Genomic DNA, 24964 nt, shown 5'->3' with positions numbered 1-24964 from the left:
CCACTTCTTCACTACAGGAACGGCATGCGCGTGAGCCGCCGACGGACAAGGATGCGCAGCTCGGTGAGCGTCGCCGGCATGGCCCTGGCGGCCTGCCTGCCGTTCGCGGCGATGGCGCAGAGTACCGCCGATGCACCGGCGCTGGACTGGGAACAGGCGCGGCAACGGCTGGAGCAGGTCTCCGATGCGCTGGCCGCCGCCGATGCCGCCGTGCGCAACAAGCAGGACCTGCAGGAGGCGACCCGCCTGCTGCGCCTGCCGGAGATCACCGGTGAAGTGCGCCGCCTGCAGTTCCAGAAGACCCTCACCCTGCCGCTGGGTTCGCTGGCGCCGGTGGCCGAAGCGTTTGGCATCGACTCGCCGCTGTCATTCACCGAGCGCGATTGGCGTACGCGCCCGGTGGTGACCGCAGTGCTGCCGCTGTACACCGGCGGGGTGATTCCGGCCGCGCAACGTGCCGCCAGCGCCGCCCATGAACAGGCCAGCGCCGAGCGCGAAGCACAGCGCCAGTCACTGACCGTGCAGTTGGCGCAGGCCTATTTCGGCCAGCGCCTGGCCGAGCAGGCCGTGGACGTGCGCCGCGATGTACGCGACGGCCTCAACCGCCACCTGTCCGACGCGGAAAAGCTCGAGCGCGAGGGCTTCGCCACCCGCGCCCAGCGCCTGCAGGCCACCGTGGCCCGCGACAAGGCCGAGCGCGAATACCAGAAGACGGTCAACGACCTGGCCACGCTGAAGGCCGCGCTGGCTACGCTGCTGCGCAGCGGCGGCGAGGTGCAGCCGGTATCGCCGCTGTTCGTGCAGCGTGCGCCGCTGCAACCGGTCGCCAGCTTCGAGCGTACCGCGCAGGCGCGGCAACCGCAGATCGCGCGCCTGCGGGCGATGGTGGCGCAGGCCGAACAGGGTGTGCGCGTGCAGCAGGCCAAGCTGAAGCCGCAGATCTTCGCCTTCGGCCAGTACGACTTCCGCCGCCGCGATGAAATGCTGACCGATCCGGACTGGGCCTTCGGCATCGGCCTGAAGTACACCTTCCTGTCGCCGAACTCGCGACCGGCGCAGATCAGCGCCGCGCGTGCGCAGCAGGAGCAGGCCGAGGCCGGCCTGCGCGAAGCCGAGAACCAGGTGGCACTGGGCGTGCGCAAGGCCTGGAACGAACTGGAAAGCGCGCGCCAGCAGTTCGTGCTGCTCGACAGCAGCATCGCCCAGGCCCAGGAAAACCTGCGCCTGCAGGAACTGGCGTTCCGCGAAGGCCAGGCCACCTCGCTGGATGTGATCGACGCACGGCTCGGCCTCGGCGGTGCCCGCGTCGAGCGCGCGCAGGCCGCCTACCAATACGATGTTGCGCTGGCACAGTTGCTGGAGGTCAGTGGACAGATGGACCGTTTCGAAGAGTTCCGGCGGCGTGCGGATGAGGTGATCGACCATGAGTGATGTGCTGCACGACGAAGCGACAACGCCCCCCGGCAAGCGTCGGCTGGGACCGATCCTGGTGGTGGTCCTGCTGACCGTGGTGGTGCTGGGCCTGTGGCTGGCCTGGCGCAGCCCGGCTGACCAGATCCAGGGCATGGCCGATGCGGACACGATCAATGTGGCCGCCAAGATCACCGCACGCGTGGCCGAACTGAAGGTCCGCGAGGGCGATCGCGTACAGCCCGGACAGGTGCTGTTCCTGCTCGACAGCCCCGAGGTTGCCGCCAAGGAACAGCAGGCCCATGGCGCGCTGGCTGCGGCGCAGGCCGTCGCGGACAAGGCCGACGAAGGCGCGCGCAGCGAGGACATCCGCGCCGCCGAAGCCAACTGGAAGCGCGCCGAAGCCGGTGCAACGCTGGCCGAAGCCACCTACCAGCGCGTGCAGAACCTGTTCAACGAAGGCGTGATGACCCGGCAGAAGCGCGATGAAGCGCTGGCCCAGGCCACCAGTTCGCGCGAGCTGGCGCGGGCTGCGCGCGCGCAATACGACATGGCGTTGGCCGGCGCACGCGAGCAGGACAAGCGTGCCGCGCAGGGCCAGGTGCAGCAGGCGCAGGGCGCAGTGGCCGAGGTCAATGCCGCGCGCGCCGAGGTGGAAGGCCGCGCGCCGGTCGCCGGCGAGATCAACAAGCGCATGGCCGACCCGGGTGAACTGGTGCCGGCCGGCTACCCGGTGTTCACCCTGGTCGACATCGACCGCATGTGGGTGGCGATGAACCTGCGCGAATCGCAGATGCAGGGCCTGAAGGTCGGCAGCAAGCTCACGGGCAGCGTGCCGGCACTCGGCCAGGACGCCGAGTTCGAGGTCTACTTCATCAATCCGGCCGGTGACTACGCGACCTGGCGTACCACCCGCCAATCGTCCGGCTACGACGTCCGCAGCTTCGAGGTGCGGGTGCGCCCGGTACGCCGCATCGAGGGCTTCCGCCCCGGCATGAGCGTGCTGTTCGCATGGCCCCAGCACTGAACCCCGACCGCGGCGGCTTCGCCGCTTCGTGGCGGCGCGAGCTGGGCGCGCTGTGCAGCAACCGTGCCGACCTGATGCTGGTCAGCGTGCTGCCGCTGCTGATGCTGGGGGTGATGGCGTGGATGTTCACCCCTTCGGTGATGCGCGATATCCCGATCGCGGTGGTCGACCTCGACCACAGCAGCGACAGCCGACTGCTGCTGCGCATGCTCGATGCGAGCCCGGGCGTGCGCATCGCCCGGCAACCGGCCGACCTCGAGGAAGCGCGCTCGCAGCTGCGTAGCCTGGAGGTGTTCGCCATCGTGCTGGTGCCGCGCGACGTCACCCGGCAGGCATTGCGCGGCCGCCAGGGCACGGTGTTTGCCTATTACAACGCCACCTACATGACCACCGGCCAGTCCGCCGCGCGCGATATCGGTGATGCGGTCTCGGCCTGGAACGCGCGGCTGCTGCGCGAGCGCATCGGCCTGCAGGTCGGGCCGGCCAAGCTGCGTGCGGCGCCGATCGCGGTGCAGTCGGACATCCTCTACAACCCTGCGCGCAGCTACGAACTGTTCCTGCTGCCGCTGATCTTCCCGGCGGTACTGTCGCTGGTGCTGGCACTGGCGGTGGCCGGCAGCCTCGGCCGCGAAATCCGCGACGGCACCCTGCCCGCGTGGCTGGGCCGCACGCCGTGGGCCGCCATCGCCGGCAAGATCGCGCCGTACGTGCTGCTGTTCTCGCTGTACGGTGCGCTCGGCCTCGGCTACCTGGCCTGGCTGCGCGGTGATGGCGTGGCCGGCAGCGTACTCCTGCTGCTGCTTGCGCAGCCGCTGTTCTACCTCGCCACCGCCGCCTATGCCCTGTTCTTCGTCGGGGTGACCCGCGACATGGGTACCGCCCTGTCCGCGGTCGGCCTGAGCATCGGCACCGCGCTGGCGTTCTCCAGCGCCACCTTCCCGGTACTGGACGGCCCCCTGTTCACCCGCGTCTGGCATCAGCTGCTGCCGCTCAGCGCCTACATCAAGCTGCAGACCCAGCAGCAGTTCATCGGTTCGCCGCTGCTGGTCTCGTTGTGGCCGATGGGCACGCTGCTGCTGATGTCACTGCTGGCCGGCGGCATCGGTGGCCTGCGCCTGATCGCCTTCGCGCGCACGCCCGCGGCCGCGCAGCCCGCGGGAGCCGACGCATGAGCGCACTCTGGCGCAGCCTGCGGCAGACCCTGATGGCGGTGCTGTGCGACCGCTATGCGATCGTGGTGATGGTCGGCGCGGTGATCCTGTACTCGTTCTTCTACCCGGCCGCCTACCGCCACCAGGTGGCCGGCAACCTGCCGGTGCTGGTGGTGGATGAAGACCACAGCGCGACCAGCCGCGAACTGCTGCGAAAGCTTGATGCCCTCCGGGTTGCACGCGTGGTCGGGCAACCGGCGGACATCGACAGCGCGCGCCAGCAGCTGGAAGCCGGCCATGCCGAAGGTATCGTGCTGATCCCGGCAAACCTGGAGCGCGACATCCTGCGCGGTCATCCAGCCAAGCTGGTGCTGCTCGGCAACGGCGCCTACCTGGGCCGCGCCAGCTGGGTACTGGGCAGCGTGGCCGACGCGCTGGGTGCGTTCGGGCGCGAGGCGGTGGTCGGCCAGGCCGCTTTCATGGGCGCGCCGCAGGCACCGCCGGTCACCCTGGTGCAGCGTCCTCTGTACAACACCCAGGAAGGCTATGGCAGCGCGATCGTGCCTGGCGTGGCCGAGCTGATCGTGCACCAGACCCTGCTGATGGGCATCGGCGTCCTGCTCGGTGGCCGTCGCCTGGCTCTGGGCCGGCGCCTGCGCTTCGATCTGCCCACCCTTGCCGGCATGGCCCTGGGGTTCGGCCTGATCGGCCTGTTCGGCCTGTTCTATTACGCCGGGTTCACCGCCTGGGTGCAGGACTATCCGCGCGGCGGCAACCCACTGGGGCAGCTGCTGGGTGGCACCTTGTTCATTGCCGCTACGGTGGCGTTCGGCCTGTTCATCGGCAGCTTCTTCCGCACCCGCGAACGTGCCTTCCAGTACATCATCGCCACCTCCATCCCGCTGTTCTTCCTGGCCAACCTGTCGTGGCCGGCGGTGATGACCCCGCGTCCGCTGGTGTGGCTGGCGCAGCTGCTGCCGACCACCTCCGGCATCAACCTGATGGTGCGCCTGAACCAGATGGACGCCCGCCTGACCGAAGTCAGCCACGAACTGATCACCCTCACCGCCCTGCTGCTGCTCTACGGCAGCCTCGCCACCTGGCGCCTCCTCACTAAAAAGGGGACGGAGGGGATTAAGTCGTAAGCGGCCGTATTGGGGGATTGCGACTTAATCCCCTCCGTCCCCTTTTTTACACAACGACGAACGCCGGCATTGAGCCGGCGTTCGAGGTACTGCGATGCGGAAGGGGATTACGCGGGTGGCATCAGCTGTCAGCGATACACGCGCTCGCAACGGCGCTCGACCACGCGATCACCGTTCTTCTGCTGCTGGTTGCCCTGGATGTGTCGGCCCGCTGCACCGCCGGCCACGGCGCCCGCCACGGTCGCCAGCTTCTTGCCGTTGCCGCCGCCGACCTGGTTGCCGAGCAGGCCGCCAATCACCGCACCGGTAGCGGTACCGGCAATACGGTTGGGGTCGCGTGAGTTGCGCTGCACTTCCACGTTCTTGCAGACCACGCGGCTGCCGTCGTTGAACCTGCGTCCTTCATCACGCGGCCCATAGTTCTGCGCGCCTGCGACGGACGAGGCCGCCAGCAGCGTGCCCAGCACAATCAATCGGGTCGAGGTCTTCATGGCCATCTCCTAGGGTCCGGTATGGCACCAGTGTCCGCCCCCGGTTGGCAACCGGAAGTGAAATAGGCGTCGACGCAGCGGTATCGGCCATCGCCCGTTCAGGAAGAAAATCCGCGCCCATCGCGATGGGCGCCGTCTCCCTGCCGGCGTACTCGCTTGCTAGAACTCTTCCCAGCCACCGGCGTTGGCCGCCAGTGTCGGTTCGATGCGCGGCGACAGTGCTGCGGGCCGGCGCACCGGCGTGACCGTCGAGGCGACCGCTGCCAACGCCGGGCGCACCACCGCCGCAGCGGTGGCCGCTCCGGTACGGAACACCGAAACCGCCTCGGCCAGCAGGTTGGCCTGCTCTTCCATCGAACGTGCCGCAGCACTGGCCTCTTCCACCAGCGCCGCATTCTGCTGGGTGGTCTCGTCCATCTGCACCACCGCCTGGTTGACCTGCTCGATCCCCGAGCTCTGCTCCTGCGAGGCGGCGGAGATGTCGGCCATGATGTCGGTCACCCGCTGCACCGAAGCCACGATCTCGCCCATCGTGGTGCCTGCCTGGCGTACCAGCGCCGATCCGTCGGCAACCTTGCCAACCGAATCCTCGATCAGGCCCTTGATCTCCTTGGCCGCCCCCGCTGAACGCTGCGCCAGCGTGCGCACCTCGCTGGCCACCACCGCAAAGCCCCTGCCCTGCTCGCCGGCACGCGCGGCTTCCACCGCTGCGTTCAACGCCAGGATGTTGGTCTGGAAGGCGATGCCGTCGATGACCGAGATGATCTCGGCGATCTTCTTTGACGACGCCTCGATCCCCGACATCGTGGTCACCACCTGGCCGACCACTTCGCCGCCCTGTGAGGCGACCCCATGCGCGCCGATGGCGAGCTGGTTGGCTTGGCGGGCATGTTCGGCATTCTGCTTCACCGTGGAGGTCAGCTCCTCCATCGAGGCGGCGGTCTCTTCCAGGTTCGCCGCCTGCTGCTCGGTACGCCGCGACAGGTCGGTATTGCCCGAGGCGATCTCGCCCGCCGCCAGGTTGATGCTGGAGGCGCTGGCCTGGATACGACCGACGATCTGCTTGAGCTGGTCGACGGTGGCATTGCAGTCGTCGCGCATGCGGGCGAATACCCCGTGGAAATCACCGTGCATGCGTACCGTCAGGTCACCGCGCGAGATCGCCTGCAGCAGCGTCGATACCTGCACCAGATTGCCGTCGGTGGTCTGCATCAGGCCGTTGAGCCCGGCCACCATGTCGCGGAAATCGTTGGCGAAGCGATCTTCGTCGCCGCGCAGGCTGAAGTCACCCGCTGCCGCCGCCGTGGCCAGGCGGCGGATCTCGCTGTTGATCGCTGACAGGCTGGCCTTGGTCTCGTCCATGGCCTGGGTAATCGCCGCCTTCTCGCCGGGCAGCGGATCCATGTCCACCGACAGGTCGCCGCGGGCGTAGTGTTTCATCACCTCGATCAACCGGTTCTGCACCTGCACGTGCGAGCCGACCAGCGCATTCGTCTCATGCACCATGCGCCCGTAGTCGCCAGGGAAGGCGCTTTCATCCATGCGGTAACTGAGGCTGCCGGCGTCATGCTGGCGGGCCAGTTCGCCCTGCGCCGCCATCACCGACTGCAGCTGCGCCTGCATGCGTTGCATCGACCTGAGCAGCTGGGTCACCTCGTCATTGCCGGAGGCGTCGATGGCGCTGTCCAGGCGGCCACTGGCAATGCCGTCGGCCAGCTTCACCGCACCTTCCAGCGGACGGGTCAGGCTGCGGGTGATCGCCCACGCCGCCAGCGAGCCGAGCAGCAGGCTCATCACACCAAACACGATCGACAGGGTGCCGGTCCAGGATTCGGTCGATCGGTACTCTTCCCGGCTACGTGCGGTCAGCTCTTCCTGATGCCGCAGCAGGCTCGAGATCGCCTCATTCCATGCGGTGGCCAGGCCGTGTTCGGCCAGCAGCTCCTTGGCGGCACCATCGAAATCGCCCGCCTTCATCCGCTCATGCAGGTGCTGGGTGGATGCGTCGGTGGCCTTGCGTGCCGCCTCGATCCGCGCCACCAGGGTATCGCCGGTGGCATCGCGCGGAATCTTGATGTACTTGGCCCAGATACCGTCGTAGGTCTGCGACAGCTGCTGCGCCTTCTGATAATCCTTGTCGAAATCCTCGCCGCGCTTGATCACCATCAACCGCCGGTGCATCAGCACCGCATTATTGGTATCGAGCATGTCGTTCAACAGCCGCATCTTCACCATGTTGACGTCCACCACTTTCTCGAACTGGGCGGACTTCAGGTGGTTTCCGTACAGCACCAGGCCGACGATGGCCATGATGAAAAGCAGCAGCAGACCAAACCCGGCACCCAGCCGGGATCCCACTCGGAGGTTGCGTAAGGCGAGCATCTCAATTCCCTTGATCGTGGCCGTACGATCGGTGGCGGCGCGCGCCAGGGAAACTTTATGGACGGATATTATTATATCGATCCAAAAATATGGAACTGTGCATACAGGCGTGAAATACACCCGCAACAGGAAGCGCTATATCTTTCCGACATATCGATAAAGCGTAGAACCGGCGATTATCATCACATGCAGTTCACGAATCTGGCTGCGCGATCCGGACCCCGACGGGTGACCAGAAAGCGCATGCGTCAGCACTCACAGGATGGCTGGTGAAGCCTGCACCGAAGAGTTTCCAACGATCAGCCACAGAAACAATCAACCTCCGGCATTCAATACCGATCACGAGCGCGCCTGGAAAGCGGCAGCGACGTCAGGCATCTCAGGTCCAGACGTCGCCTTCAGGTGTCATCCACACCAACCCAAACGGCGCATCGGCAAGGAACCAGAATCCGTACTCATCGAGATCTGCCTGTTCTCTCACGGCCGGCCAGGCCCGGCGAAGCACACCCAACTGCGTATCGACATCCCCATCAGCAAAGACCCCTTGCGCAGCCAGCTTCACCTTGCCGTCCATCATCAGCATCTTCAGCATCGAAAAGAACCCTTCCGTCTGCAGCTCGAAGCTGATGTCACACCCCTCCAGCTCAACATTCATGTTGATCCACAGTGCTCCCATGGAATAGCCATAGGAGTAATGAAGAACATTCCTGATCACCTCAGACAGCACTCCATCACGTCTTTCCACGACGTCATCCCCATCAACAACCGGTTTCTTGCTATCAGCGGTTCGCAGCACACCTGCTGGCGCGGCGCCAAGGCGTTGCAGTGTGTTCGCTCTCGGCGTTCAGCCCAGCGCACGCAATGGGTCAACCGAATGGCGCAGCTATGGACTGAAGTGGCCACCGCCCTCCAGTCTCCAGACAAAGCCGCCGGGAACCCAGCCGTATCCCGGCTTGGCAATCCAGAACATATCCGGATCCCAGTCCGTCTCAGGCGGCCAAGCCGCCATGAACCGCTCAACCTGCTCATCTACAGCACCGGACCAGAGGCCATCAGCATCTTCGAGCCTGACCTCGCCGTCCTGCAGAACCGTGCTCAACCCTACATGAAAGAACTGCTTCCTTTCCTCGAACGAGAGATGGGGAAGATAGTCAAAGCTGTTCCACCAGATCACATCCACATCAAGGAGCCGGACCCTCTCAACGAAATCCCGGGCATCCGAACTATCCAACCAGGCATCAAGCATTGTTCACCATCACTTCCGAAAGCAACCCAATGATCTTCACATCGCGCATGCCCATCACCCGCTGCGCACATCCATTCAGTACTGACTCCGGAACTGATTCGAAAACCCTTCATTGCTCTTCTTCAGATACTTCTTGACCTGGCTCGAAAGGACGACGTTTCCTGTTTGGGAAACACCCAAGCAACCAGCACAAACCAGAGCCATCGCAGCGCTCCGGCTCTGGACAAGCGCACGTTCTGCCTACCTTTTTCAGATCAGGCACTGAAGCCGTCCTCGAGCCTTGCGACATCGCCGCCCGCATCCGCGAAGCGACGGATTGCATCGTCGCCCTCGGCCTCGAACTCGAACTCGAACGGCGCCGGCGGACGTTCCCTCCTCCGCGGATTGACACTTCGGAAAGACGCGTACAGGTCCAGAACGCTGACAATCTGCGTTTTGTTCAACAGAGCAACGTTGTTCCTGTTCCACCTGGAGAACACCAGGAACAGGTCTCGTACGCGGAGGACGACATGCCCTTCGCCAAAGTGGACGCAGCTCCCTCCTTTGGCATCAGACGCCACGGCGTCGAATGATCCTCGGGTGCGCTGCTCACTGCCTCTTCCAAGACAGCCAAAATCACCGTCCAACCAGGCGGCGATCTCCCCAGCACCGGATCCCTGACCGTATGCCACGGAGCCCGAATCGGCAACCCGCTCATCACATGAGACAACGTACCTGTCACCGTCCCAGCATGGAAAGAAGACCGCACTCATGACCATGCCATTCAACCCCGAAAAGAAAACAACCTCAACACTTCCGCTGCAAGCATCCAGTTCAAGCAGATCCAGAACAACTGCGCAGACTGCGACAATCAACAGCGGCGCAATCGCTCGAGAACGTCCTCCCGGGAAGGAAGACGTGAAATGTACTCGCCATCAATCTCATGAAGCCCATTACACCAGAGGAAAGCCCTATTGCCCGGACTAAGAACCGACACGAGACGGGCTAACAGAATTTCGTCAAGTTCACCGCCCCCCTCATCCATCTCGGCGATGAGCAAGACCCCACCCATCCCGGCCATCCATGCCAGGCCATGGGTCGCAAGCCATTCTGCAACCCGCGCCTCCCTCACTATCTCAATCCTGATCCACAGCTCGCCGTCCGGGTTCCGGCTCCACTCGGCATTGATCTCCCATTTGTTGACCTTCAGGTCAAGAAATTCGCTTTCAGCCATGCTTTCGTGGCCCTGAAAGTACGAGAACGGAACATCACCCCAGGCCTGATGGACCAGGGAATTCCTCTCGGGAATCGTCTCACCAGCGTTCAGCACGACCACATATCCAGTTCCCATTACACGCCTCCTGTTCTTTGAAGGCATCGCAGTCATTGCTGTCGCCTTGCACAGCCTGCTCGGACCCCATTGCGGCGATTCCCTGCCACTCGCCTGATGACTCTCCATTCAATTCAGCGCCGAGGCGACGTCAATCAGGGCCAAGATTCCGAGGAATAGTTGAAGAAGGACACATTGAGAAAAAGCCCAGCATCAAGCGTCAGCGCCGAAATAGAACAGCACGCACTTCCCTTCATCCTGCCCAACCAGGCTTATGGGCCGAACGGTATCACCGCCATCAACGGAGATCTCCACCTGCATGTCCAGATCATCGAAGGTCATGAGCTCATCAATCAAACCTCTGATCGTCTTGCCACGAACCACCCAGGAAGGCTCACTCAACATCCATCCCCCTCACTGTCAGATTCAGATCAAACACACCAGGCCGGGCATTCCGACTATCCAGCAGGTCAACGTTGGGAAATCGCGGCGCGCAGAACGCAAAGGATCGATCATTCAAAGAACTCAATAGCCCCCTCCACTTCATACCCAAATCTCAAACTCCCGTCCGGATAGCAGACAGCAAAGCGCCCCTCCAGATCAGGAGCATTACTGAAGTGATCCCCGACCAGAACCCCTGACTCGAACTTCGGCGCCATCCGAATGGCCAGACGCCCGAGCTCCTCATCGCTTAGATTCAAGCCGCTATAGGCATTGACGATGGTCTTGAACGGGCCGTCATCATGCATGACCCATATCCCCACCGCCCCCTCAATCTGCGCGTGATCCCAATACGCATCAGAATCGAACACAATTGATTGCGGCACACCCAGCGACTCCGACAGCACCGCGCGCACATCATCAACGCTCAGAAAGCGCTCAATCGAAAACTGGAAGGAATCCACATATCACCCAAATCCGTTTATCGGAGCCACGCGAGTCGCCCGCCGAAGTGCCCACTCCTGCTTGAGGTGAGCCTCAAGCACTTCACCTTGCTCACAACGTGGACAGATCAGCCAACACCCCACCGCGCAGGATCCGCACATAATACGATTTCCATGCGTAGCCCCATGCCATGGTCAAGCGCTTCCGGCCCACTCCCGGTCCTGATTGCTTCAATGACGGTCAGCAGACTGCCGCCGGCACCGCTACAGTGGGCGCATGACACTCATCCTGCAGATCGAAGGCAGCGCCATCCATGACATCCCCAGCCTGTACGCGGAGATCAACCGCGTGTTCATGGCCGGCGAGGACTGGCAGCTCGGACCGAGCCTGGACGCACTGGATGACCTGCTGCATGGCGCATATGGCGTGCTGAACGGCCACGCCCAGGCCACGGTGGTCTGGCGTGGCATCGCGCACAGCCGCAGCGCCTTGGGCACCGATGCCACCCGTCGCTGGCTGCAGGCCAAACTGCAGGCGCCCGCCGGCTTCAACCCGCAGGCCATTGCCCGCCAGCTGGACGCCCTGCAACGGGGCGAGGGCCAGACCTACTTCGAGATCGTGATGGAGATCTTCGCCAGCCACCGGCAGATCACCCTGGTCCCGGCCTGACGGCGCTCCCCGCGCCGGCGCCGTGCGCCTGGGGCTGCGGCGGCACACGGCCCCAGCAGTTACCATGGACGGCCCTGTACCTGCTCCGCTGCCGCTGCCTTCCGGCGCGGCCGGATGCCCTGATCCACGAGTGCCATGTCCAAAGACAAGTCCGCCGAACACACGCCGCTGATGAAGCAGTTCTTCGCAGCCAAGTCCGAGTATCCGGACCTGCTGCTGTTCTTCCGCATGGGCGACTTCTACGAGCTGTTCTACGACGATGCGCGCAAGGCCGCACGCCTGCTCGACATCACCCTGACCCAGCGCGGCAGTTCCGGCGGTGCGCCGATCCCGATGGCCGGCGTGCCGGTGCATGCCTACGAGGGCTACCTGGCGCGATTGGTCGCCCTGGGTGAATCGGTGGCGATCTGCGAGCAGATCGGCGACCCGGCACTGGCCAAGGGCCTGGTCGAACGCAAGGTGGTGCGCATTGTCACCCCCGGCACCGTCACCGATGAGGCGCTGCTGGACGAGCGCCGCGACACCCTGTTGATGGCGCTGTCGCGCAGCAAGCAGGGCTACGGCCTGGCCTGGGCCGACCTGGCCGGTGGCCGCTTCCTGGTCAACGAAGTGGAAACCGACGACGCACTGGAAGCCGAGCTGGCACGGCTGGAACCGGCCGAGCTGCTGGTCCCCGACGAGGAGAACTGGCCCGACTTCCTGCGCCAGCGCACCGGCGTGCGCCGCCGGGCGCCGTGGCTGTTCGACGCCGACAGCGGCCGCCGCCAGCTGCTGAACTTCTTCAAGCTGCATGACCTGAGCGGCTTCGGCATCGACGACAAGCCGCGCGCCACCGCTGCGGCCGGCGCCCTGCTCGGCTATGTCGAGGAAACCCAGAAGCAGCGCCTGCCGCACCTGACCTCGATCGCGATGGAAACCGCCGGCGAGGCCATCGCGATGAACGCCGCCACCCGCCGCCACCTGGAACTGGATACGCGCGTCGACGGCGATACCCGCAACACCCTGCTGGGCGTGCTCGACAGCACGGTGACGCCGATGGGCGGCCGCCTGCTGCGGCGCTGGCTGCACCGTCCCCTGCGCCTGCGCGAGGTGCTGGTGCAGCGTCACCATGCCGTGGAAACCCTGATCGACCGCGGCAGCGATGCCGACATCCGCGAGCAGTTCCGCCGCCTCGGCGACCTGGAACGCATCCTTACCCGCGTCGCGCTGCGCTCGGCGCGACCGCGTGATTTCTCGACCCTGCGCGATGGCCTGGGCCTGCTGCCAGCCGTGCGCGAGGTGCTGGCGCCGCTGGATTCGCCGCGCCTGCAGGCGCTGCATGCTGCGCTGGGTGAACATGACGCATGCGCGCAGCTGCTGGCCAGCGCAATCGCCGAGATGCCGCCACTGAAGCTGAGCGATGGCGGCGTGCTGGCCGACGGCTTCGATGAAGAGCTGGACGAACTGCGCCGCCTGTCCACCCACGCCGACCAGTTCCTGGTCGATCTGGAACTGCGCGAGCGCGAGAGCAGCGGCATTCCCACCCTGAAGGTGGGCTACAACCGCGTGCACGGCTACTACATCGAGATCAGCAAGGGCCAGTCCGACCGCGCACCGGTGCACTACACCCGCCGGCAGACGCTGACCAATGCCGAGCGCTACATCACCGAAGAACTGAAGGCATTCGAGGACAAGGTACTGTCCGCGCGCGACCGCTCGCTGTCGCGTGAGAAGTACCTCTACGAGCAACTGCTGGATACCCTCGGCGCGCAGCTGGAACCGCTGAAGCAGTGCGCCGCCGCGCTGAGCGAACTGGACGTGCTGGCGGCCTTCGCCGAACGCGCACAGGCGCTGGACTGGGCACGCCCGGAGCTGCAGGCCGAGCCCTGCCTGAAGATCGAGCGCGGCCGCCACCCGGTGGTCGAGGCGGTGCGCGAGCAGCCGTTCGAACCGAACGACCTGGACCTGCATCCGGACCGTCGCATGCTGGTCATCACCGGCCCGAACATGGGCGGCAAGTCGACCTACATGCGGCAGAACGCGCTGATCGTGCTGCTGGCCCACATCGGCAGCTTCGTGCCGGCCAGCCGTGCGCTGATCGGCCCGATCGACCGCATCCTGACCCGTATCGGCGCCGGCGACGACCTCGCCCGCGGGCAGTCGACCTTCATGGTCGAGATGGCCGAGACCAGCTACATCCTGCATCACGCCACCGCCCATTCGCTGGTGCTGATGGACGAGATCGGCCGCGGCACCTCCACCTATGACGGCCTGGCCCTGGCCGACGCGGTGGCGCGCCACCTTGCCTACCAGAACCGCTGCTACACGCTGTTCGCCACCCACTACTTCGAACTGACCGCGCTGGCCGACGAGCAGCACGAAGGCGGCCGCAGCGGCATCGCCAACGTGCACCTGGACGCGGTCGAGCATGGCGAAGCGCTGGTGTTCATGCACGCAGTGAAGGACGGGCCGGCCAACCGCAGCTTCGGCCTGCAGGTGGCTGCATTGGCCGGCCTGCCGCGCGCCACCGTGGCGCAGGCGCGCCGCCGCCTGGCCGAACTGGAACAGCGCGGCGGTGAAAGCCACGCCGCCGAGCTGGCGCCGCAGGCACTGGATGCGCCGCAGCAGTTCGGCCTGTTCAGTGCCCCCGCCAGCAAGGCACAGGAAGCGCTGGCGGCCATCGAGCCCGACGAGCTGACGCCGAAACAGGCGCTGGAAGCGCTGTACCGGCTGAAGGCGCTGCTGTAGGACCGCGCCCGGTGGGCCTCCCGACGCCCTGCAGGAGGCCCTGGCTGTCGGTTGCAGCGCCGCGCCAATCGAAAGGCCAGGCGAATGCGATCACGCCTTTCGATAGGCCCAAACTATCAACCTGAACGGATCATTCGATTATTCATTTCATCTGGCCATAGCTAAAGTCGAGTGAAGATGTTTCCCACGTCTTCACCGCCACCAGGAGCCAGCCAATGAGCCAGTCCGACAACAACAACGCCAAGTGCCCGTATCACAGCGCACCGTCGCCTGAGCAGGGCGCACAGCAGCAGCGCGAGCTCAGCACCACGCCGAAGCAGAAGCACGGCGACGATCCGGTCACGCCGATGACCACGGCCTTCGGCGCGCCGGTGGTGGACAACCAGAACAGCAAGACCGCCGGGCCGCGCGGCCCGCTGCTGATGGAAGATGTCTGGCTGCTGGAAAAGCTGGCCAACCTCAACCGCGAGATCATTCCCGAGCGCCGCATGCACGCCAAGGGCTCGGGCGCGTTCGGTACCTTCACCGTCACCCACGACATCAGCAAGTACACCCGTGCCAAGCTGTTCGAGAAGGTCGGCAAGCAGACCGAGATGTTCGCCCGCTTCACCACCGTGGCGGGTGAGCGTGGCGCCGCCGATGCCGAGCGTGACATCCGCGGCTTCGCGCTGAAGTTCTACACCGAAGAAGGCAACTGGGACCTGGTCGGCAACAACACGCCGGTGTTCTTCCTGCGCGACCCGCGCAAGTTCGCCGACCTCAACAAGGCGGTCAAGCGCGACCCGCATACCAACCTGCGCAGCGCGCGCAACAACTGGGACTTCTGGACCCTGCTGCCCGAGGCCCTGCTGCAGGTCACCGTGGTGATGAGCGACCGCGGCATCCCGCGCAGCTTCCGCCACATGCACGGCTTCGGCTCGCATACCTACAGCTTCACCAATGCCGATGGCGAACGCTTCTGGGTCAAGTTCCATTTCGTCAGCCAGCAGGGCATCGAATCGCTCACCGACGCACAGGCGCAGATCCTGGTCGGCCATGACCGCGAGAGCCACGGCCGCGATCTGTTCGCCGCGATCGAAAAGGGCGACTTCCCGAAGTGGAAGCTGTTCATCCAGGTCATGCCGGAACTGGACGCGGAAACCTACCGCGTGCATCCGTTCGACCTGACCAAGGTGTGGCCGAAGAGCGACTACCCGCTGATCGAAGTGGGCCAGTTCGAACTGAACCGCAACCCGGTCAACTGGTACCAGGACGTGGAGCAGTCGGCGTTCGCACCGAGCAACCTGGTGCCGGGTATCGGCCCGTCGCCGGACAAGATGCTGCAGGCACGCCTGTTCGCCTACTCCGATGCGCAGCGCTACCGCCTGGGCGTGAACCACCACCAGATTCCGGTCAACGCGGCGCGCTGCCCGGTGCACAGCAACCACCGCGATGGTGCGATGCGCGTGGATGGCAACTACGGCGGCCTGCCGCACTACGAGCCGAACAGCTACGGCCAGTGGCAGGAGCAGCCGGAGTACCGCGAACCGCCGATGAAGATCCGCGGCGATGCCGACTTCTGGAACTTCCGCGAGGATGACGCCGACTACTTCAGCCAGCCCGGCGCGCTGTTCCGCAGCTACAACCAGGCCCAGAAGGATCGCCTGTTCGCCAACACCGCCCGCGCCCTCGGCGACGCGCCGGACTTCATCAAGCAGCGCCACATCGACAACTGCAGCAAGGCCGACCCGGCCTACGGCGCCGGCGTCGCTGCCGCGCTGAAGGCACTGGCCAGCCAGCCGTCGGACCCGTTCAAGCCGGCACAGCCGGAAGCGGACTTCCCCACCGCAACCCCGGGCGCCGAAGACATCGAGCTCTGATCGCCCTCCCCCGTGTACGGCACGCCGCCTCCTGGTGAGGCGGCGTCGCCGTTTTAACGGCCGCCGTCGTACCTTCTGCACGCCCAACTCCAATCGAGGATTCCCCTGATGAGCCTGACCGATGAACTTCTCGCCAAGCTGCAAGGCGCCCCGCTGCAGCAGGTCTCGCAGCAGCTCGGCATCAGCGACACCCAGGCCTCCGGTGCGATCAGCGCCGCGCTGCCGGTACTGATGGGCGCGCTGGGCAACAACGCGTCGCAGCCGCAGGGCGCGCAGGCCCTGCTGGGTGCTCTGCAGACCAACCACAGCGGACTGGACCTGGGCAGCGTGCTCGGCTCGGTGCTGGGCGGCGGTGGCGGCGGTGCCGCCAGCGATGGCGCCGGCATCCTCGGCCATATCTTTGGTGGCAGCCAGCAGAAGGTGGAAACCGGCCTGGCGCAGGCCACCCAGCTCGACAGCGGCCGCACCAGCCAGTTGCTGCAGATCCTCGCGCCGATCGTGATGGCCTTCCTCGCCCAGCGCCTCGGCGGCGGCCAGGCCGATGCCGGCGCGCTCAGCCAGGCGCTCGGCCAGGAAAAGCAGCAGGTGCAGCAGCAGGGCGGCATTGCCGGCGGCCTGCTCGGCAGCGTGCTGGACCAGGACGGCGACGGCCAGTTCGGCATGAGCGACCTGCTCAAGCTGGGTGGCAACCTGCTGGGCAGCAAGCGCTGATCAAGCAGGCGGTCGCCGGGCCTGGTCCGGCGACCGGTTACAACGCGTCGATATCACCCAACGCGCGGATCAACCGCCGCGCGCGTTTGTCCGGCTTGTGCTCCGGCGGCTGGAAGCCATCGCGTGCGGCAATGCGCAGCGCCCTCTGTTCGGCACGGCGCGCCTTGGAAGCCTCGCTTTCGGCATACAGCTGCTGCGCTGCCGGTGCAGGCCCGCGCTGATCGCTCAGGCCCAGCACCTGGATCTCGAAATGCTCCTCGCCGCGGTCGACCTGCAGCTGCTCGCCGACGCGCACCGCGCGCGAGGATTTCGGACGCTGGCCGGCGACGCTGACCTTGCCGGTCTCGATGGCCTGCTTGGCCAGGCTGCGGGTCTTGAAGAAACGGGCCGCCCACAGCCAGATGTCCAGGCGGACACTGGGCGACAGCGCGGAAAGCTCGTGCATCGGGGCGTACTACTCCGTTGGCTTGTTCAGGGGGCGCGGGTGGTCGGGGTCGGTGCGGCAACCGCTGCCCCCGATCAGGGTCGGTACGCCGGCGGACAGGTCCTTGCGCTGACTGCCGACCAGGCACTCCGGACGGTCGGTCGGCCGCACCTGGGTATCGCCCAGCCGGTCACCCGTCGAACATGCGGCCAACAGGGCGCCGATCAAGGCCAGCGCCAGGTTCCGCTTCACCTGCAGTGGTTGATGCATTGCCACATCCTGCAAACCGGCTTGGTGCTAGTGTGCGCCTCCCGGGATTCGATCACCACTCCATGGCCAAAGCGCCGCTTGACCTGACCGCCGGCCCGATCGGCCGCAATCTCCTGCTGTTTTCCCTGCCGATCCTGGCCGGCAACATCGCGCAGTCGCTGAACGGTTCGGTGAATGCGGTATGGGTGGGGCGCTTCCTCGGCGAGGCGGCCCTGACCGCCACCGCGAACGCCAACAACATCATGTTCTTCCTGATCGGCTCGGTGTTCGGCTTCGGCATGGCCTCGACCATCCTGATCGGCCAGGCCATCGGCGCGCGCGACATCGCGCAGGCGCGGCGGGTGGTCGGCACCAGTGCCACCTTCTTCATCGGGCTGTCGGTGATCATCGCCATCGCCGGCTGGTTCATGGCGCATCCGCTGCTGGCGGCGATGGGTACGCCCGCGGCCTCGCTGCCGCTGGCCGAGGCCTATCTTCAGATCATCTTCCTGGCGATGCCGACGCTGTATGCCTTCGCCTTCCTCACCGCTGCGCTGCGCGGTGCCGGTGATTCGCGCACGCCCTTCCGTTTCCTGATGGTGTCGGTGGCACTGGATATCGTGCTGAACCCGGTGCTGATCTTCGGCATGGGGCCGTTCCCCGCGCTGCGCATCGCCGGTTCGGCCTGGGCCACACTCATCGCGCAGACACTGTCGCTGGCCGGCCTGCTGCTGTACATGCGGCACAAGCGCCACACGCTGTGGCTGGGCCGCGCCGACATGCGCCTGTTCAAGCTCGACTTCGCCATCCTCAAGGCGCTGGTGGTCAAGGGCGTGCCGATGGGCCTGCAGATGGTGCTGATCTCGCTGTCGGTGATCCTGCTGATGACCATGGTCAACCAGTACGGCACCGCTACCGGTGCCGGTTACGGTGCCGCGCTGCAGCTGTGGAACTACCTGCAGATGCCGGCGATGGCGATCGGTGCCGCATGCTCGTCGATGGCTGCGCAGAACGTCGGCGCGCAGCGCTGGGACCGCGTGCGCGGCACCGCCCGCCAGGGCGTGCTGTTCAACTTCCTGCTGACCGGCGCGCTGATCCTGCCGCTGGTGGTGTTCGATCGCCAGCTGCTGGCGCTGTTCCTGCCACCGGCCAGCCAGGCGCTGGATATTGCCCGCCACCTCAACCACGTGGTGATCGGCTCGTTCCTCTTCTTCGGCGTCAGCTTCGTGATCTCCGGCGTGGTGCGCTCCACCGGTGCGGTGATTCCGCCGCTGCTGATCCTGGCCGGCTCGCTGTGGGGCGTGCGCGTACCGTTCGCCGAACTGCTGCAGCCGTACTGGGGCGCCGATGCGATCTGGTGGAGTTTCCCGGTCAGCTCGCTGGTGTCGATGCTGCTGTCGCTGGCGTACTACCGCTGGGGCGGCTGGCGCAAGGCGAAGATGATGGACAAGCCTTCGCACGCCGAGGAACTGGCTACGCCCTCGGAGATTCCGGCGTGCCCGCCATCACCGGTCGCCGACCCGGATGCCGCGTTGGATACATCGCGGCCAGGGTGAACCTGCGGGTGGGTTCAGCCGAGCGTGTCTCGGCGCTACGGGAGAGGTGGTCAGCGCTTTTTTCTTGCCGCGTTGAACTTCGCGGCCTCGCGCAGCAATGCCTTGAATGCCGCAGCATTGGGCATCGTGCCCTCATGGATGTCGATCGCGCGCCGGGTGTTGCCTTCCAGGCTGGCATTGAACAACCCCTTCGGGTCAGGCAAAGCCGCGCCCTGGGCGAAGGTCAGCTTCACCGCCTGCCTGTAGGCCTCGCCGGTGCACAGGATGCCGTTGTGCTCCCACACCGGCGTACCGCGCCATTTCCAGGTTTCCTGCACGTCCGGCAGCGCGGCATGGATCAGTGCGCGCACCTGCGCGAGCGCTTCCCCACGCCAGTCCCCCAGCTCGACGATGCGTGCATCGATCAGTTCCGCTGCCGACGTTACGGCATCAGCAGGATTCGGCGCATGGCGGGTCATTACAAGCCCTCGTCAGAAAGAAACAGGAATGCCGGATTACATGATTAACTACATGCGTTCACCAGGCAGTGCCGCCGCCTGGCGCACCCAATCGAGGAACTGCCCCTCATCCAGCCCACCATCCTCATGGATGTGCAGGTAGCGCGTGTCAGCACTTTTGGACGGCTCCGGCGGTGTCGGCTTCAGCGCCGCGCCGCGGAAGAAGGCCACCTTGATGTAGCGGGTGAAGCAATGGAAGCTGAGGAACCAGCCTTTGCCCGGCGCGACTGCATACATCGGCGAGTTCCACTTCACCGCCTTGTGCACGCCCGGCACGGCCTGCCCGATCAGCGCATCCAGGCGTGCACCGAGTGGCCGCTTCCAGCCCGGCATCGCTGCGATATAGGCCTGCACCGTGGCGTCGCCCTCGCCCTTGGCGATCTGCGGGTTGCCGCCCGCCAGCAGCCGCGGCGCGGCGGAAGGTGCGGTTCGCTTGGCAGGCATCGCACGGCACCTCCATCGGCAGGAACGCGCAGCCTAGCGCGGCGCCCGGGGCCGGTCACGGCGCAGTGCGCCATCGACTCATCGCACCTGCCCGGCCAGGAACTGCTTCCAGTCCGGCAATCGGCGGTGGCGGCGCAGCGAGCGCATCAGGGCTGCCATCACGACGCCAAACAGGGCGCCGGCCAGCAGCCCGGCGACCAGCAGCAGGAACAGCGGGCGCTGACTGCCCTGCCACAGCATCAGCCACATCAGGCCGGTCCAGAACAGTCCGAACAGCAGGCCCTGCACCAGCGCATTGATGCCGAAGCCGGCCAGGATCGGTGGTGGCAGGGCGATGCCCATGCGCCACAGCAGGCGGTGCAGCAACGGCGCCGACTGCACGCGCGCCAGCCCCCTGCCATCGAGGAAGCGCAGCGCCGCCTGGATCTCGGCGGGATAGCGCGGATGGATGTCATTCATTGCCGAATCGTGGCCGATGCAATGACTGAAACGCAAACGGCCACCCGAAGGTGGCCGTCGCGGCAACAACCGAAGTTGTTTATCAGGCCTTTTCGGCCAGACGGGCAGCCTTGGCCTGCGCAGCGGCAGCCAGGTCTTCCTTGATGCGGGCAGCCTTGCCTTCCAGGCCACGCAGGTAGTACAGCTTGCCGGCGCGGACCTTACCGCGGCGCTTCACTTCGACCGAGTCGATGATGGCGCTGTGGGTCTGGAAAACGCGCTCGACGCCGTAGCCGTGCGAGATCTTGCGGACGGTGAACGAGGAGTTCAGGCCGGCATTCTTGGTGCCGATCACAACGCCTTCGTAGGCCTGCACGCGCTCACGGTTGCCTTCCTTCACCTTCACGTTGACGACAACGGTGTCGCCCTGGCTGAACTTCGGCAGTTCGCGGGTGATCTGGGCGGATTCGAATTCCGCGACGATGGACTTGTTCAGCTTGCTCATGGGTTACACCGATTCTTGTTCGGGTGGGCGTGTCGTTTCGACAACGTAGGCTCATGCAGTCACCGGACTGTGCTGCACGTTTGTTTTGGGTACTGCGCGCGCCGGCCGGAGCTGGCGGGAATTGGCCATGATAGCCGATAAAGCCAGCCCTGCGCTAGGGGCTGGCCTTCTGTGTGCGGGCCTGGCGGGCCAGGTCCAGCAAGGTGCGGTCGGCCTTGCCCAGCGCCTGTTCATCCAGCAGGTCCGGGCGCCGCTGCGCGGTACGCAGCAGCGACTGCTGGCGGCGCCAGGCGGCGATGGCCGCATGATTGCCTGAACGCAGCACGTCCGGCACGTCGCCCAGCGGGTGCTGGGCCGGCTGGCTGTAATGCGGGCAGTCGAGCAGGCCGAGGTCCCCTTCGAAGCTGTCCTGCGCTGCCGATTCAGCATCGTTCAGGGCACCGTCCTGCAGGCGGGCCACGGCGTCGATGATCACCGCCGCGCCCAGTTCACCACCGGACAGCACGTAATCGCCGAGCGAGATCTCCTCGTCCACATTGGCTTCCAGGAAGCGCTCGTCGATGCCCTCGTAGCGACCGCAGAGCAGGACCATGCGCGGCAGCGCCGCCAGTTCCCGCACCTTGGCCTGGGTCAACGGCGCGCCCTGCGGGCTGAGATAGGTCACCCGCGCCGGGGTCGGATCAGCATCGCGGATCGCCTGCAGGCAGGCCTGCAGTGGCTCGATCAGCATCACCATGCCCGGGCCGCCGCCAAACGGACGGTCGTCGACCCGGCGGTAGTTGCCCTCGGCGTAGTCACGGGGATTCCAGCCGTGCAGGCTGAACAACCCCTTCTCCTGCGCACGCCCGACCACGCCCAATCCAGCGGACTGGGCGAGGAACTCGGGGAACAGGGTGATGACGTCGAAACGCATGCTCACACTCAGAACTCGGGATCCCAGTCGACCACGACCAGGTTGGCCTCGAAATCGACGGACACCACGAAGTCCGGCTGCACGAACGGAATCATCCGCTCGCGGTCACCACGCACCACCACCACATCATTGGCGCCGGTGCTGAACAGGTGCGAGACCTGGCCCAGGGCAACGCCCTCGGTGGTCTTCACCTCCAGGCCTTCCAGGTCCACCCAGTAGTATTCGTCGGGTTTCGGCGGCGGCAGCGCGCTGCGGGCAACGTAGATCTCGGTGCCACGCATCGCCTCGACCGCATCGCGGTCTTCGACGCCGGGGAACCGGGCCACCAGGTGCTTGCCGCTGTCGCGGCCACGGACACCTTCAAGCGTGGTTTCCACGCCGGACGGGCTGCGCACGATCCACGGCTGGTAACGGAAAATGGCGGAACGTGGCTCGGTCCAGGACTCGAGCTTGATCTCGCCGCGCACACCAAAAGCGCCGACAACCCTGCCCAGCAGGATGCGGCGCTCGATATCTTTCATCTGCTTCAACCAAGAGGGCCACGCCGAAGCGTGGCCCGTCAGGATCAGGCCGCAGCGGCCTGGGACTTGGTCGCTTCCTTGATCAGGTTGCGGACCTTGTCGGTCGGCTGGGCGCCGTTCTTGACCCAATGGTCAACGCGGGCCAGGTCCAGCTCGATGCGCTTCTCGGCGCCCTGGGCGACCGGGTTGTAGAAGCCAACGCGCTCGATGTTGCGGCCGTCGCGCGCGCTGCGCACGTCGGTGACGATGATGTGGTAGAACGGACGCTTCTTGGCGCCGCCGCGGGTCAGTCGAATCTTGACCATGGTGTTTTTCCTATTGCCCAGTCGCCAGGATGGCGAGGTAAGCGGGCGATTATAGCGGCACAGTCCCGTCGAGCCAACCCCAGCGGCTCGCCCGGGGTCAGATCCCTCTTGCGGTACTAAGGGGATCCGCCTCCAATCCCTGCCAGGCCGCCGCCGCCAGCACCGCCCTGCCCTGTTCAGCCAATGCCTGCGAACCCGGCAGGACGTTCCCATCGATGGCGTCCAGCGCCCACAGGCCGCTGGCGTTGCAGGCAAAGGCCGCCTTCACACCGGCCAGTTCAGCCAGCGCCAGCGGCCGGGTCAGCTGCGGGCCGGGCCAGTGCTGCTTCAGCAGGGCCTCGGCGGTCCCGCGCAGGGCCGGCGCCTGCGGCCAGAGCAGCCGTTCACCATCGTGTACGGCCAGGTTCCAGGTACTGCCCTCGCTGACTTCGCCGCCTGTGGTCACAAACAGCACATCGTCGAACCCCGCTGCCAGCGCCGCGCGGCGTTCGGCAAACAGGCCGAACGTGCCCACATGCTTGATCTGCGGCAGTTCGCGCTGCCAGGCCACGCTGCGTACGCGTTTCGGCGCGCTCAGCGCCACCGGTGCGCTCAGCGCCACCAGCACATCCACCGGCACTGCCGCCAGCGGATTGCGGAAATCGAAGCGACGCGAGTACACCGTCACCCGCAGGGAAGCATCGGCCTGCCCGGCCTGCTGCAGGGCCTGCGCCATCCACGCCTGTACCTGCGCGACATCCAGCGCGCTGCCGAACAGTTCCTGCGTCGCCAGGGACAGCCGCTGCAGGTGCAATGACAGCCCCTGCACGGCGCCGCCGCGCACCTGCAGCGAAGTGAAATGGCCATAGTTGACCAGCGCCGGCAGCAGATCCTCGACCTGTGCCGGCCGGCCGTTGCAGGTGACCGTCATCGCAGCAGGGCCTGCGCCTGGCTCCACATGTCGCGCAGCAGGTCGGCGGCCGGTCGTGCCTGCGCCATCCAGGCCGACTGCCCGGCCCAGGCCTGCATCGCAGCCAGGCGGTTTTCCTGCACGGCCTGCCTGCGCATCGGCGCGGTCAAGCCACGCTGCACCGGGTACGGGCGCGGCAGCGGCGCACTTTCGGCCGCGGCGGCCCGCACATACGCGGTCGCCAGCCCACGGCCCAGGCGGCCACTGAAGGCCCGCGTCGGCCAGGTGTCTTCCGGTTCGCTGGCGGCCAGCCCATCGGCCCATGCCGAGGCGATCGCCGCTTCGGGGGTGCGCAGGAACGCGGTGCCAACCTGCACCGCGCTGGCGCCCAGGGTCAGTGCGGCGGCGATGCCACGGCCATCGGCGATTGCGCCTGCGGCAATGACCGGAATCCGCAGGTGGTCGGCCAGGCGTGGCAGCAGCGCGAACAGGCCGACCAGCTGGCGCTCGGCCATGGCCGGATCGAACGCGCCGCGATGCCCGCCGGCCTCCATGCCCTGCGCTACCACCGCGTCGGCACCGGCGTCCTGTGCCGCGCGGGCTTCGGACAGCGTGGTCGCACAGGCGATCCAGGCAATGCCGGCGTCCTTCAGTTGCTGCACGTGGCGCGGCAGCAGCACGCCCATGATGGTCGAGGCCACCGCCGGGCGCGCGGCCAGCAACGCGGCGAACTGTTCTTCGAAATCCGCCGGCGTGGCGTCGGCGGCGCTGGCCGGCACCTCCGGGCCCCACTGCGCCAGGAAGGTCCGGCTGGCGGCCTCGGCGGCAACATCGCGGGTCGGGACCGGGTCCGGCACCCAGAGGTTGACCTGCGCCGGACCGCTGCTGGCAGCGCGGAAATCCTGCATCCAGTGGCCGATGTCGGCCGACGACGACAGCACCGCGCCCATTGCCCCCATGCTGCCGGCATTGGCCAGTGCGGCCGACAACGGCACCGGGCAGGCACCGGCCATCGGCGCCAGCAGGATCGGAACGGAAACGTCAAAGCGCCGGCAGAACGCCTCGACGCGGGAAGTTACAGCGGAACTCTGCATGACGGCCCATCGTTGCGGACAGGCCCCCATGGTGCGCGCAGGACGGGTCTGGCGTCGAGCTTGCCCGGGCATGGGTCCGGGTGCCCGCAGAAGCCGAGCCCAGGCTCGGCCGATCGC

General features: G+C 66.1%; 28 protein-coding genes. 10 read left to right on the top strand and 18 right to left on the bottom strand.

The genetic code is table 11. The features are described from left to right. The first annotated feature begins 24 nt into the window (after positions 1–24). From Q0P60_RS01665 to Q0P60_RS01650, 4 genes are read left to right on the top strand one after another with little or no spacing between them, the layout of a single operon-like run. Complete coding sequence (locus tag Q0P60_RS01665; RefSeq protein WP_294987578.1) at positions 25–1431, top strand: TolC family protein; 1407 nt, start codon at positions 25–27, stop codon at positions 1429–1431. Continuing rightward, positions 1424–2437 (top strand): efflux RND transporter periplasmic adaptor subunit, encoded by a 1014-nt coding sequence (locus Q0P60_RS01660; RefSeq protein ID WP_294987576.1) that lies wholly within the window; start codon positions 1424–1426, stop codon positions 2435–2437. Before Q0P60_RS01665 ends, Q0P60_RS01660 begins: the two co-directional genes overlap by 8 nt. After that, the gene (locus tag Q0P60_RS01655) at positions 2422–3609 is read left to right on the top strand and encodes an ABC transporter permease (protein WP_294987574.1); all 1188 of its coding nucleotides are present in this window, start codon (positions 2422–2424) and stop codon (positions 3607–3609) included. Before Q0P60_RS01660 ends, Q0P60_RS01655 begins: the two co-directional genes overlap by 16 nt. After that, positions 3606–4733 carry an ABC transporter permease gene (locus tag Q0P60_RS01650; protein ID WP_294987572.1) on the top strand — a complete coding sequence of 376 codons (1128 nt, stop codon included), beginning with the start codon at positions 3606–3608 and terminating at the stop codon, positions 4731–4733. Before Q0P60_RS01655 ends, Q0P60_RS01650 begins: the two co-directional genes overlap by 4 nt. Before the next feature lie 128 nt (positions 4734–4861). Here Q0P60_RS01650 and Q0P60_RS01645 read toward each other — a convergent pair whose 3' ends face one another. The 3 genes from Q0P60_RS01645 to Q0P60_RS01635 form a co-directional block, all read right to left on the bottom strand. Then, positions 4862–5230, bottom strand: a complete 369-nt coding sequence (locus Q0P60_RS01645; protein ID WP_294987570.1) for a glycine zipper 2TM domain-containing protein — start codon at positions 5228–5230, stop codon at positions 4862–4864. Between the two features lie 153 nt (positions 5231–5383). After that, the gene (locus Q0P60_RS01640) at positions 5384–7606 is read right to left on the bottom strand and encodes a methyl-accepting chemotaxis protein (protein ID WP_294987568.1); all 2223 of its coding nucleotides are present in this window, start codon (positions 7604–7606) and stop codon (positions 5384–5386) included. Positions 7607–7985: 379 nt separating this feature from the next. Then, positions 7986–8261: a DUF596 domain-containing protein gene (locus Q0P60_RS01635; RefSeq protein WP_294987566.1), complete on the bottom strand. Its 276-nt coding sequence runs from the start codon at positions 8259–8261 to the stop codon at positions 7986–7988. 39 nt (positions 8262–8300) lie between these two features. Here Q0P60_RS01635 and Q0P60_RS01630 point away from each other — a divergent pair, with 39 nt between their 5' ends. After that, positions 8301–8885 carry a hypothetical protein gene (locus Q0P60_RS01630; RefSeq protein ID WP_294987564.1) on the top strand — a complete coding sequence of 195 codons (585 nt, stop codon included), beginning with the start codon at positions 8301–8303 and terminating at the stop codon, positions 8883–8885. A gap of 221 nt (positions 8886–9106) precedes the next feature. Here the strand turns inward: Q0P60_RS01630 and Q0P60_RS01625 are convergent, their stop codons facing one another. From Q0P60_RS01625 to Q0P60_RS01610, 4 genes are all read right to left on the bottom strand, one after another. Beyond that, positions 9107–9706 (bottom strand): hypothetical protein, encoded by a 600-nt coding sequence (locus tag Q0P60_RS01625; RefSeq protein WP_294987562.1) that lies wholly within the window; start codon positions 9704–9706, stop codon positions 9107–9109. Next, on the bottom strand, positions 9703–10218 hold the full coding sequence (locus tag Q0P60_RS01620) for a hypothetical protein (RefSeq protein ID WP_294987560.1): 516 nt from the start codon (positions 10216–10218) through the stop codon (positions 9703–9705). Before Q0P60_RS01620 ends, Q0P60_RS01625 begins: the two co-directional genes overlap by 4 nt. Positions 10219–10374: 156 nt before the next feature. Beyond that, positions 10375–10563 (bottom strand): hypothetical protein, encoded by a 189-nt coding sequence (locus Q0P60_RS01615; RefSeq protein WP_294987558.1) that lies wholly within the window; start codon positions 10561–10563, stop codon positions 10375–10377. A gap of 110 nt (positions 10564–10673) precedes the next feature. Continuing rightward, on the bottom strand, positions 10674–11066 hold the full coding sequence (locus Q0P60_RS01610; RefSeq protein ID WP_294987556.1) for a hypothetical protein: 393 nt from the start codon (positions 11064–11066) through the stop codon (positions 10674–10676). A gap of 256 nt (positions 11067–11322) precedes the next feature. On the opposite strand from Q0P60_RS01610, the gene Q0P60_RS01605 reads away from it, so the two are divergent. From Q0P60_RS01605 to Q0P60_RS01590, 4 genes are all read left to right on the top strand, one after another. Then, complete coding sequence (locus Q0P60_RS01605; protein ID WP_294987554.1) at positions 11323–11715, top strand: barstar family protein; 393 nt, start codon at positions 11323–11325, stop codon at positions 11713–11715. 135 nt (positions 11716–11850) lie between these two features. Further along, complete coding sequence (gene mutS, locus Q0P60_RS01600) at positions 11851–14442, top strand: DNA mismatch repair protein MutS (protein ID WP_294987552.1); 2592 nt, start codon at positions 11851–11853, stop codon at positions 14440–14442. A 347-nt stretch (positions 14443–14789) separates the two neighbouring features. Then, entirely contained in the window at positions 14790–16301 is a 1512-nt protein-coding gene (locus tag Q0P60_RS01595; protein ID WP_294987827.1) for a catalase, read from the top strand. Positions 16302–16409: 108 nt separating this feature from the next. Then, positions 16410–17012 (top strand): DUF937 domain-containing protein, encoded by a 603-nt coding sequence (locus Q0P60_RS01590; RefSeq protein WP_294987550.1) that lies wholly within the window; start codon positions 16410–16412, stop codon positions 17010–17012. 37 nt (positions 17013–17049) lie between these two features. Here Q0P60_RS01590 and Q0P60_RS01585 read toward each other — a convergent pair whose 3' ends face one another. Beyond that, positions 17050–17457: an RNA-binding S4 domain-containing protein gene (locus tag Q0P60_RS01585; protein ID WP_294987548.1), complete on the bottom strand. Its 408-nt coding sequence runs from the start codon at positions 17455–17457 to the stop codon at positions 17050–17052. Positions 17458–17466: 9 nt separating this feature from the next. Next, positions 17467–17706 (bottom strand): hypothetical protein, encoded by a 240-nt coding sequence (locus Q0P60_RS01580; RefSeq protein ID WP_294987546.1) that lies wholly within the window; start codon positions 17704–17706, stop codon positions 17467–17469. A gap of 62 nt (positions 17707–17768) precedes the next feature. Here Q0P60_RS01580 and Q0P60_RS01575 point away from each other — a divergent pair, with 62 nt between their 5' ends. Beyond that, positions 17769–19241, top strand: coding sequence for an MATE family efflux transporter (locus Q0P60_RS01575; protein WP_294987544.1), 1473 nt, complete (start codon positions 17769–17771; stop codon positions 19239–19241). Positions 19242–19291: 50 nt separating this feature from the next. Here Q0P60_RS01575 and Q0P60_RS01570 read toward each other — a convergent pair whose 3' ends face one another. The 9 genes from Q0P60_RS01570 to Q0P60_RS01530 all read right to left on the bottom strand — a co-directional run bounded on the left by Q0P60_RS01570 (position 19292) and on the right by Q0P60_RS01530 (position 24847). After that, complete coding sequence (locus tag Q0P60_RS01570) at positions 19292–19699, bottom strand: DUF1801 domain-containing protein (protein WP_294987542.1); 408 nt, start codon at positions 19697–19699, stop codon at positions 19292–19294. Positions 19700–19747: 48 nt separating this feature from the next. Next, positions 19748–20182: a DUF1801 domain-containing protein gene (locus tag Q0P60_RS01565; RefSeq protein WP_294987540.1), complete on the bottom strand. Its 435-nt coding sequence runs from the start codon at positions 20180–20182 to the stop codon at positions 19748–19750. A 78-nt stretch (positions 20183–20260) separates the two neighbouring features. After that, positions 20261–20641 carry a DUF6404 family protein gene (locus tag Q0P60_RS01560; protein WP_294987538.1) on the bottom strand — a complete coding sequence of 127 codons (381 nt, stop codon included), beginning with the start codon at positions 20639–20641 and terminating at the stop codon, positions 20261–20263. Positions 20642–20723: 82 nt separating this feature from the next. Then, on the bottom strand, positions 20724–21125 hold the full coding sequence (gene rplS, locus Q0P60_RS01555; RefSeq protein WP_053518963.1) for a 50S ribosomal protein L19: 402 nt from the start codon (positions 21123–21125) through the stop codon (positions 20724–20726). Positions 21126–21279: 154 nt separating this feature from the next. Further along, the gene (gene trmD, locus Q0P60_RS01550) at positions 21280–22038 is read right to left on the bottom strand and encodes a tRNA (guanosine(37)-N1)-methyltransferase TrmD (RefSeq protein ID WP_294987535.1); all 759 of its coding nucleotides are present in this window, start codon (positions 22036–22038) and stop codon (positions 21280–21282) included. A gap of 8 nt (positions 22039–22046) precedes the next feature. Then, positions 22047–22559 carry a ribosome maturation factor RimM gene (gene rimM / locus Q0P60_RS01545; RefSeq protein ID WP_294987533.1) on the bottom strand — a complete coding sequence of 171 codons (513 nt, stop codon included), beginning with the start codon at positions 22557–22559 and terminating at the stop codon, positions 22047–22049. 44 nt (positions 22560–22603) lie between these two features. Continuing rightward, positions 22604–22864: a 30S ribosomal protein S16 gene (gene rpsP, locus Q0P60_RS01540; protein ID WP_005415733.1), complete on the bottom strand. Its 261-nt coding sequence runs from the start codon at positions 22862–22864 to the stop codon at positions 22604–22606. A 97-nt stretch (positions 22865–22961) separates the two neighbouring features. Further along, on the bottom strand, positions 22962–23774 hold the full coding sequence (locus Q0P60_RS01535; RefSeq protein ID WP_294987530.1) for an aminotransferase class IV family protein: 813 nt from the start codon (positions 23772–23774) through the stop codon (positions 22962–22964). After that, positions 23771–24847, bottom strand: coding sequence for a nitronate monooxygenase (locus tag Q0P60_RS01530; protein ID WP_294987528.1), 1077 nt, complete (start codon positions 24845–24847; stop codon positions 23771–23773). Before Q0P60_RS01530 ends, Q0P60_RS01535 begins: the two co-directional genes overlap by 4 nt. Between the last annotated feature and the right edge of the window lie 117 nt (positions 24848–24964).

It is taken from the genome of uncultured Stenotrophomonas sp., assembly GCF_945952405.1.
GTDB lineage: Bacteria > Pseudomonadota > Gammaproteobacteria > Xanthomonadales > Xanthomonadaceae > Stenotrophomonas.
Note: the sequence above shows the minus strand (reverse complement) of the source record. Positions and strands in the feature narration are given on the sequence as shown.

Excerpts from the sequence above, each read along its gene's own strand:
- Q0P60_RS01665 (WP_294987578.1), top strand. The coding sequence starts at position 25 with ATGCGCGTGAGCCGCCGACGGACAAGGATGCGCAGCTCGGTGAGCGTC.
- rplS (WP_053518963.1), bottom strand. The coding sequence starts at position 21,125 with ATGAGCAAGCTGAACAAGTCCATCGTCGCGGAATTCGAATCCGCCCAG.
- Q0P60_RS01570 (WP_294987542.1), bottom strand. The coding sequence starts at position 19,699 with ATGACCCGCCATGCGCCGAATCCTGCTGATGCCGTAACGTCGGCAGCG.
- Q0P60_RS01605 (WP_294987554.1), top strand. The coding sequence starts at position 11,323 with ATGACACTCATCCTGCAGATCGAAGGCAGCGCCATCCATGACATCCCC.
- Q0P60_RS01645 (WP_294987570.1), bottom strand. The coding sequence starts at position 5,230 with ATGGCCATGAAGACCTCGACCCGATTGATTGTGCTGGGCACGCTGCTG.
- trmD (WP_294987535.1), bottom strand. The coding sequence starts at position 22,038 with ATGCGTTTCGACGTCATCACCCTGTTCCCCGAGTTCCTCGCCCAGTCC.
- Q0P60_RS01630 (WP_294987564.1), top strand. The coding sequence starts at position 8,301 with ATGAAGAACATTCCTGATCACCTCAGACAGCACTCCATCACGTCTTTC.
- Q0P60_RS01530 (WP_294987528.1), bottom strand. The coding sequence starts at position 24,847 with ATGCAGAGTTCCGCTGTAACTTCCCGCGTCGAGGCGTTCTGCCGGCGC.
- Q0P60_RS01565 (WP_294987540.1), bottom strand. The coding sequence starts at position 20,182 with ATGCCTGCCAAGCGAACCGCACCTTCCGCCGCGCCGCGGCTGCTGGCG.
- Q0P60_RS01590 (WP_294987550.1), top strand. The coding sequence starts at position 16,410 with ATGAGCCTGACCGATGAACTTCTCGCCAAGCTGCAAGGCGCCCCGCTG.
- Q0P60_RS01650 (WP_294987572.1), top strand. The coding sequence starts at position 3,606 with ATGAGCGCACTCTGGCGCAGCCTGCGGCAGACCCTGATGGCGGTGCTG.
- mutS (WP_294987552.1), top strand. The coding sequence starts at position 11,851 with ATGTCCAAAGACAAGTCCGCCGAACACACGCCGCTGATGAAGCAGTTC.
- Q0P60_RS01580 (WP_294987546.1), bottom strand. The coding sequence starts at position 17,706 with ATGCATCAACCACTGCAGGTGAAGCGGAACCTGGCGCTGGCCTTGATC.
- Q0P60_RS01535 (WP_294987530.1), bottom strand. The coding sequence starts at position 23,774 with ATGACGGTCACCTGCAACGGCCGGCCGGCACAGGTCGAGGATCTGCTG.
- Q0P60_RS01595 (WP_294987827.1), top strand. The coding sequence starts at position 14,790 with ATGACCACGGCCTTCGGCGCGCCGGTGGTGGACAACCAGAACAGCAAG.
- Q0P60_RS01655 (WP_294987574.1), top strand. The coding sequence starts at position 2,422 with ATGGCCCCAGCACTGAACCCCGACCGCGGCGGCTTCGCCGCTTCGTGG.
- rimM (WP_294987533.1), bottom strand. The coding sequence starts at position 22,559 with ATGAAAGATATCGAGCGCCGCATCCTGCTGGGCAGGGTTGTCGGCGCT.
- Q0P60_RS01660 (WP_294987576.1), top strand. The coding sequence starts at position 1,424 with ATGAGTGATGTGCTGCACGACGAAGCGACAACGCCCCCCGGCAAGCGT.
- Q0P60_RS01635 (WP_294987566.1), bottom strand. The coding sequence starts at position 8,261 with ATGAATGTTGAGCTGGAGGGGTGTGACATCAGCTTCGAGCTGCAGACG.
- Q0P60_RS01575 (WP_294987544.1), top strand. The coding sequence starts at position 17,769 with ATGGCCAAAGCGCCGCTTGACCTGACCGCCGGCCCGATCGGCCGCAAT.
- Q0P60_RS01560 (WP_294987538.1), bottom strand. The coding sequence starts at position 20,641 with ATGAATGACATCCATCCGCGCTATCCCGCCGAGATCCAGGCGGCGCTG.
- Q0P60_RS01640 (WP_294987568.1), bottom strand. The coding sequence starts at position 7,606 with ATGCTCGCCTTACGCAACCTCCGAGTGGGATCCCGGCTGGGTGCCGGG.
- rpsP (WP_005415733.1), bottom strand. The coding sequence starts at position 22,864 with ATGGTCAAGATTCGACTGACCCGCGGCGGCGCCAAGAAGCGTCCGTTC.
- Q0P60_RS01620 (WP_294987560.1), bottom strand. The coding sequence starts at position 10,218 with ATGACTGCGATGCCTTCAAAGAACAGGAGGCGTGTAATGGGAACTGGA.
- Q0P60_RS01585 (WP_294987548.1), bottom strand. The coding sequence starts at position 17,457 with ATGCACGAGCTTTCCGCGCTGTCGCCCAGTGTCCGCCTGGACATCTGG.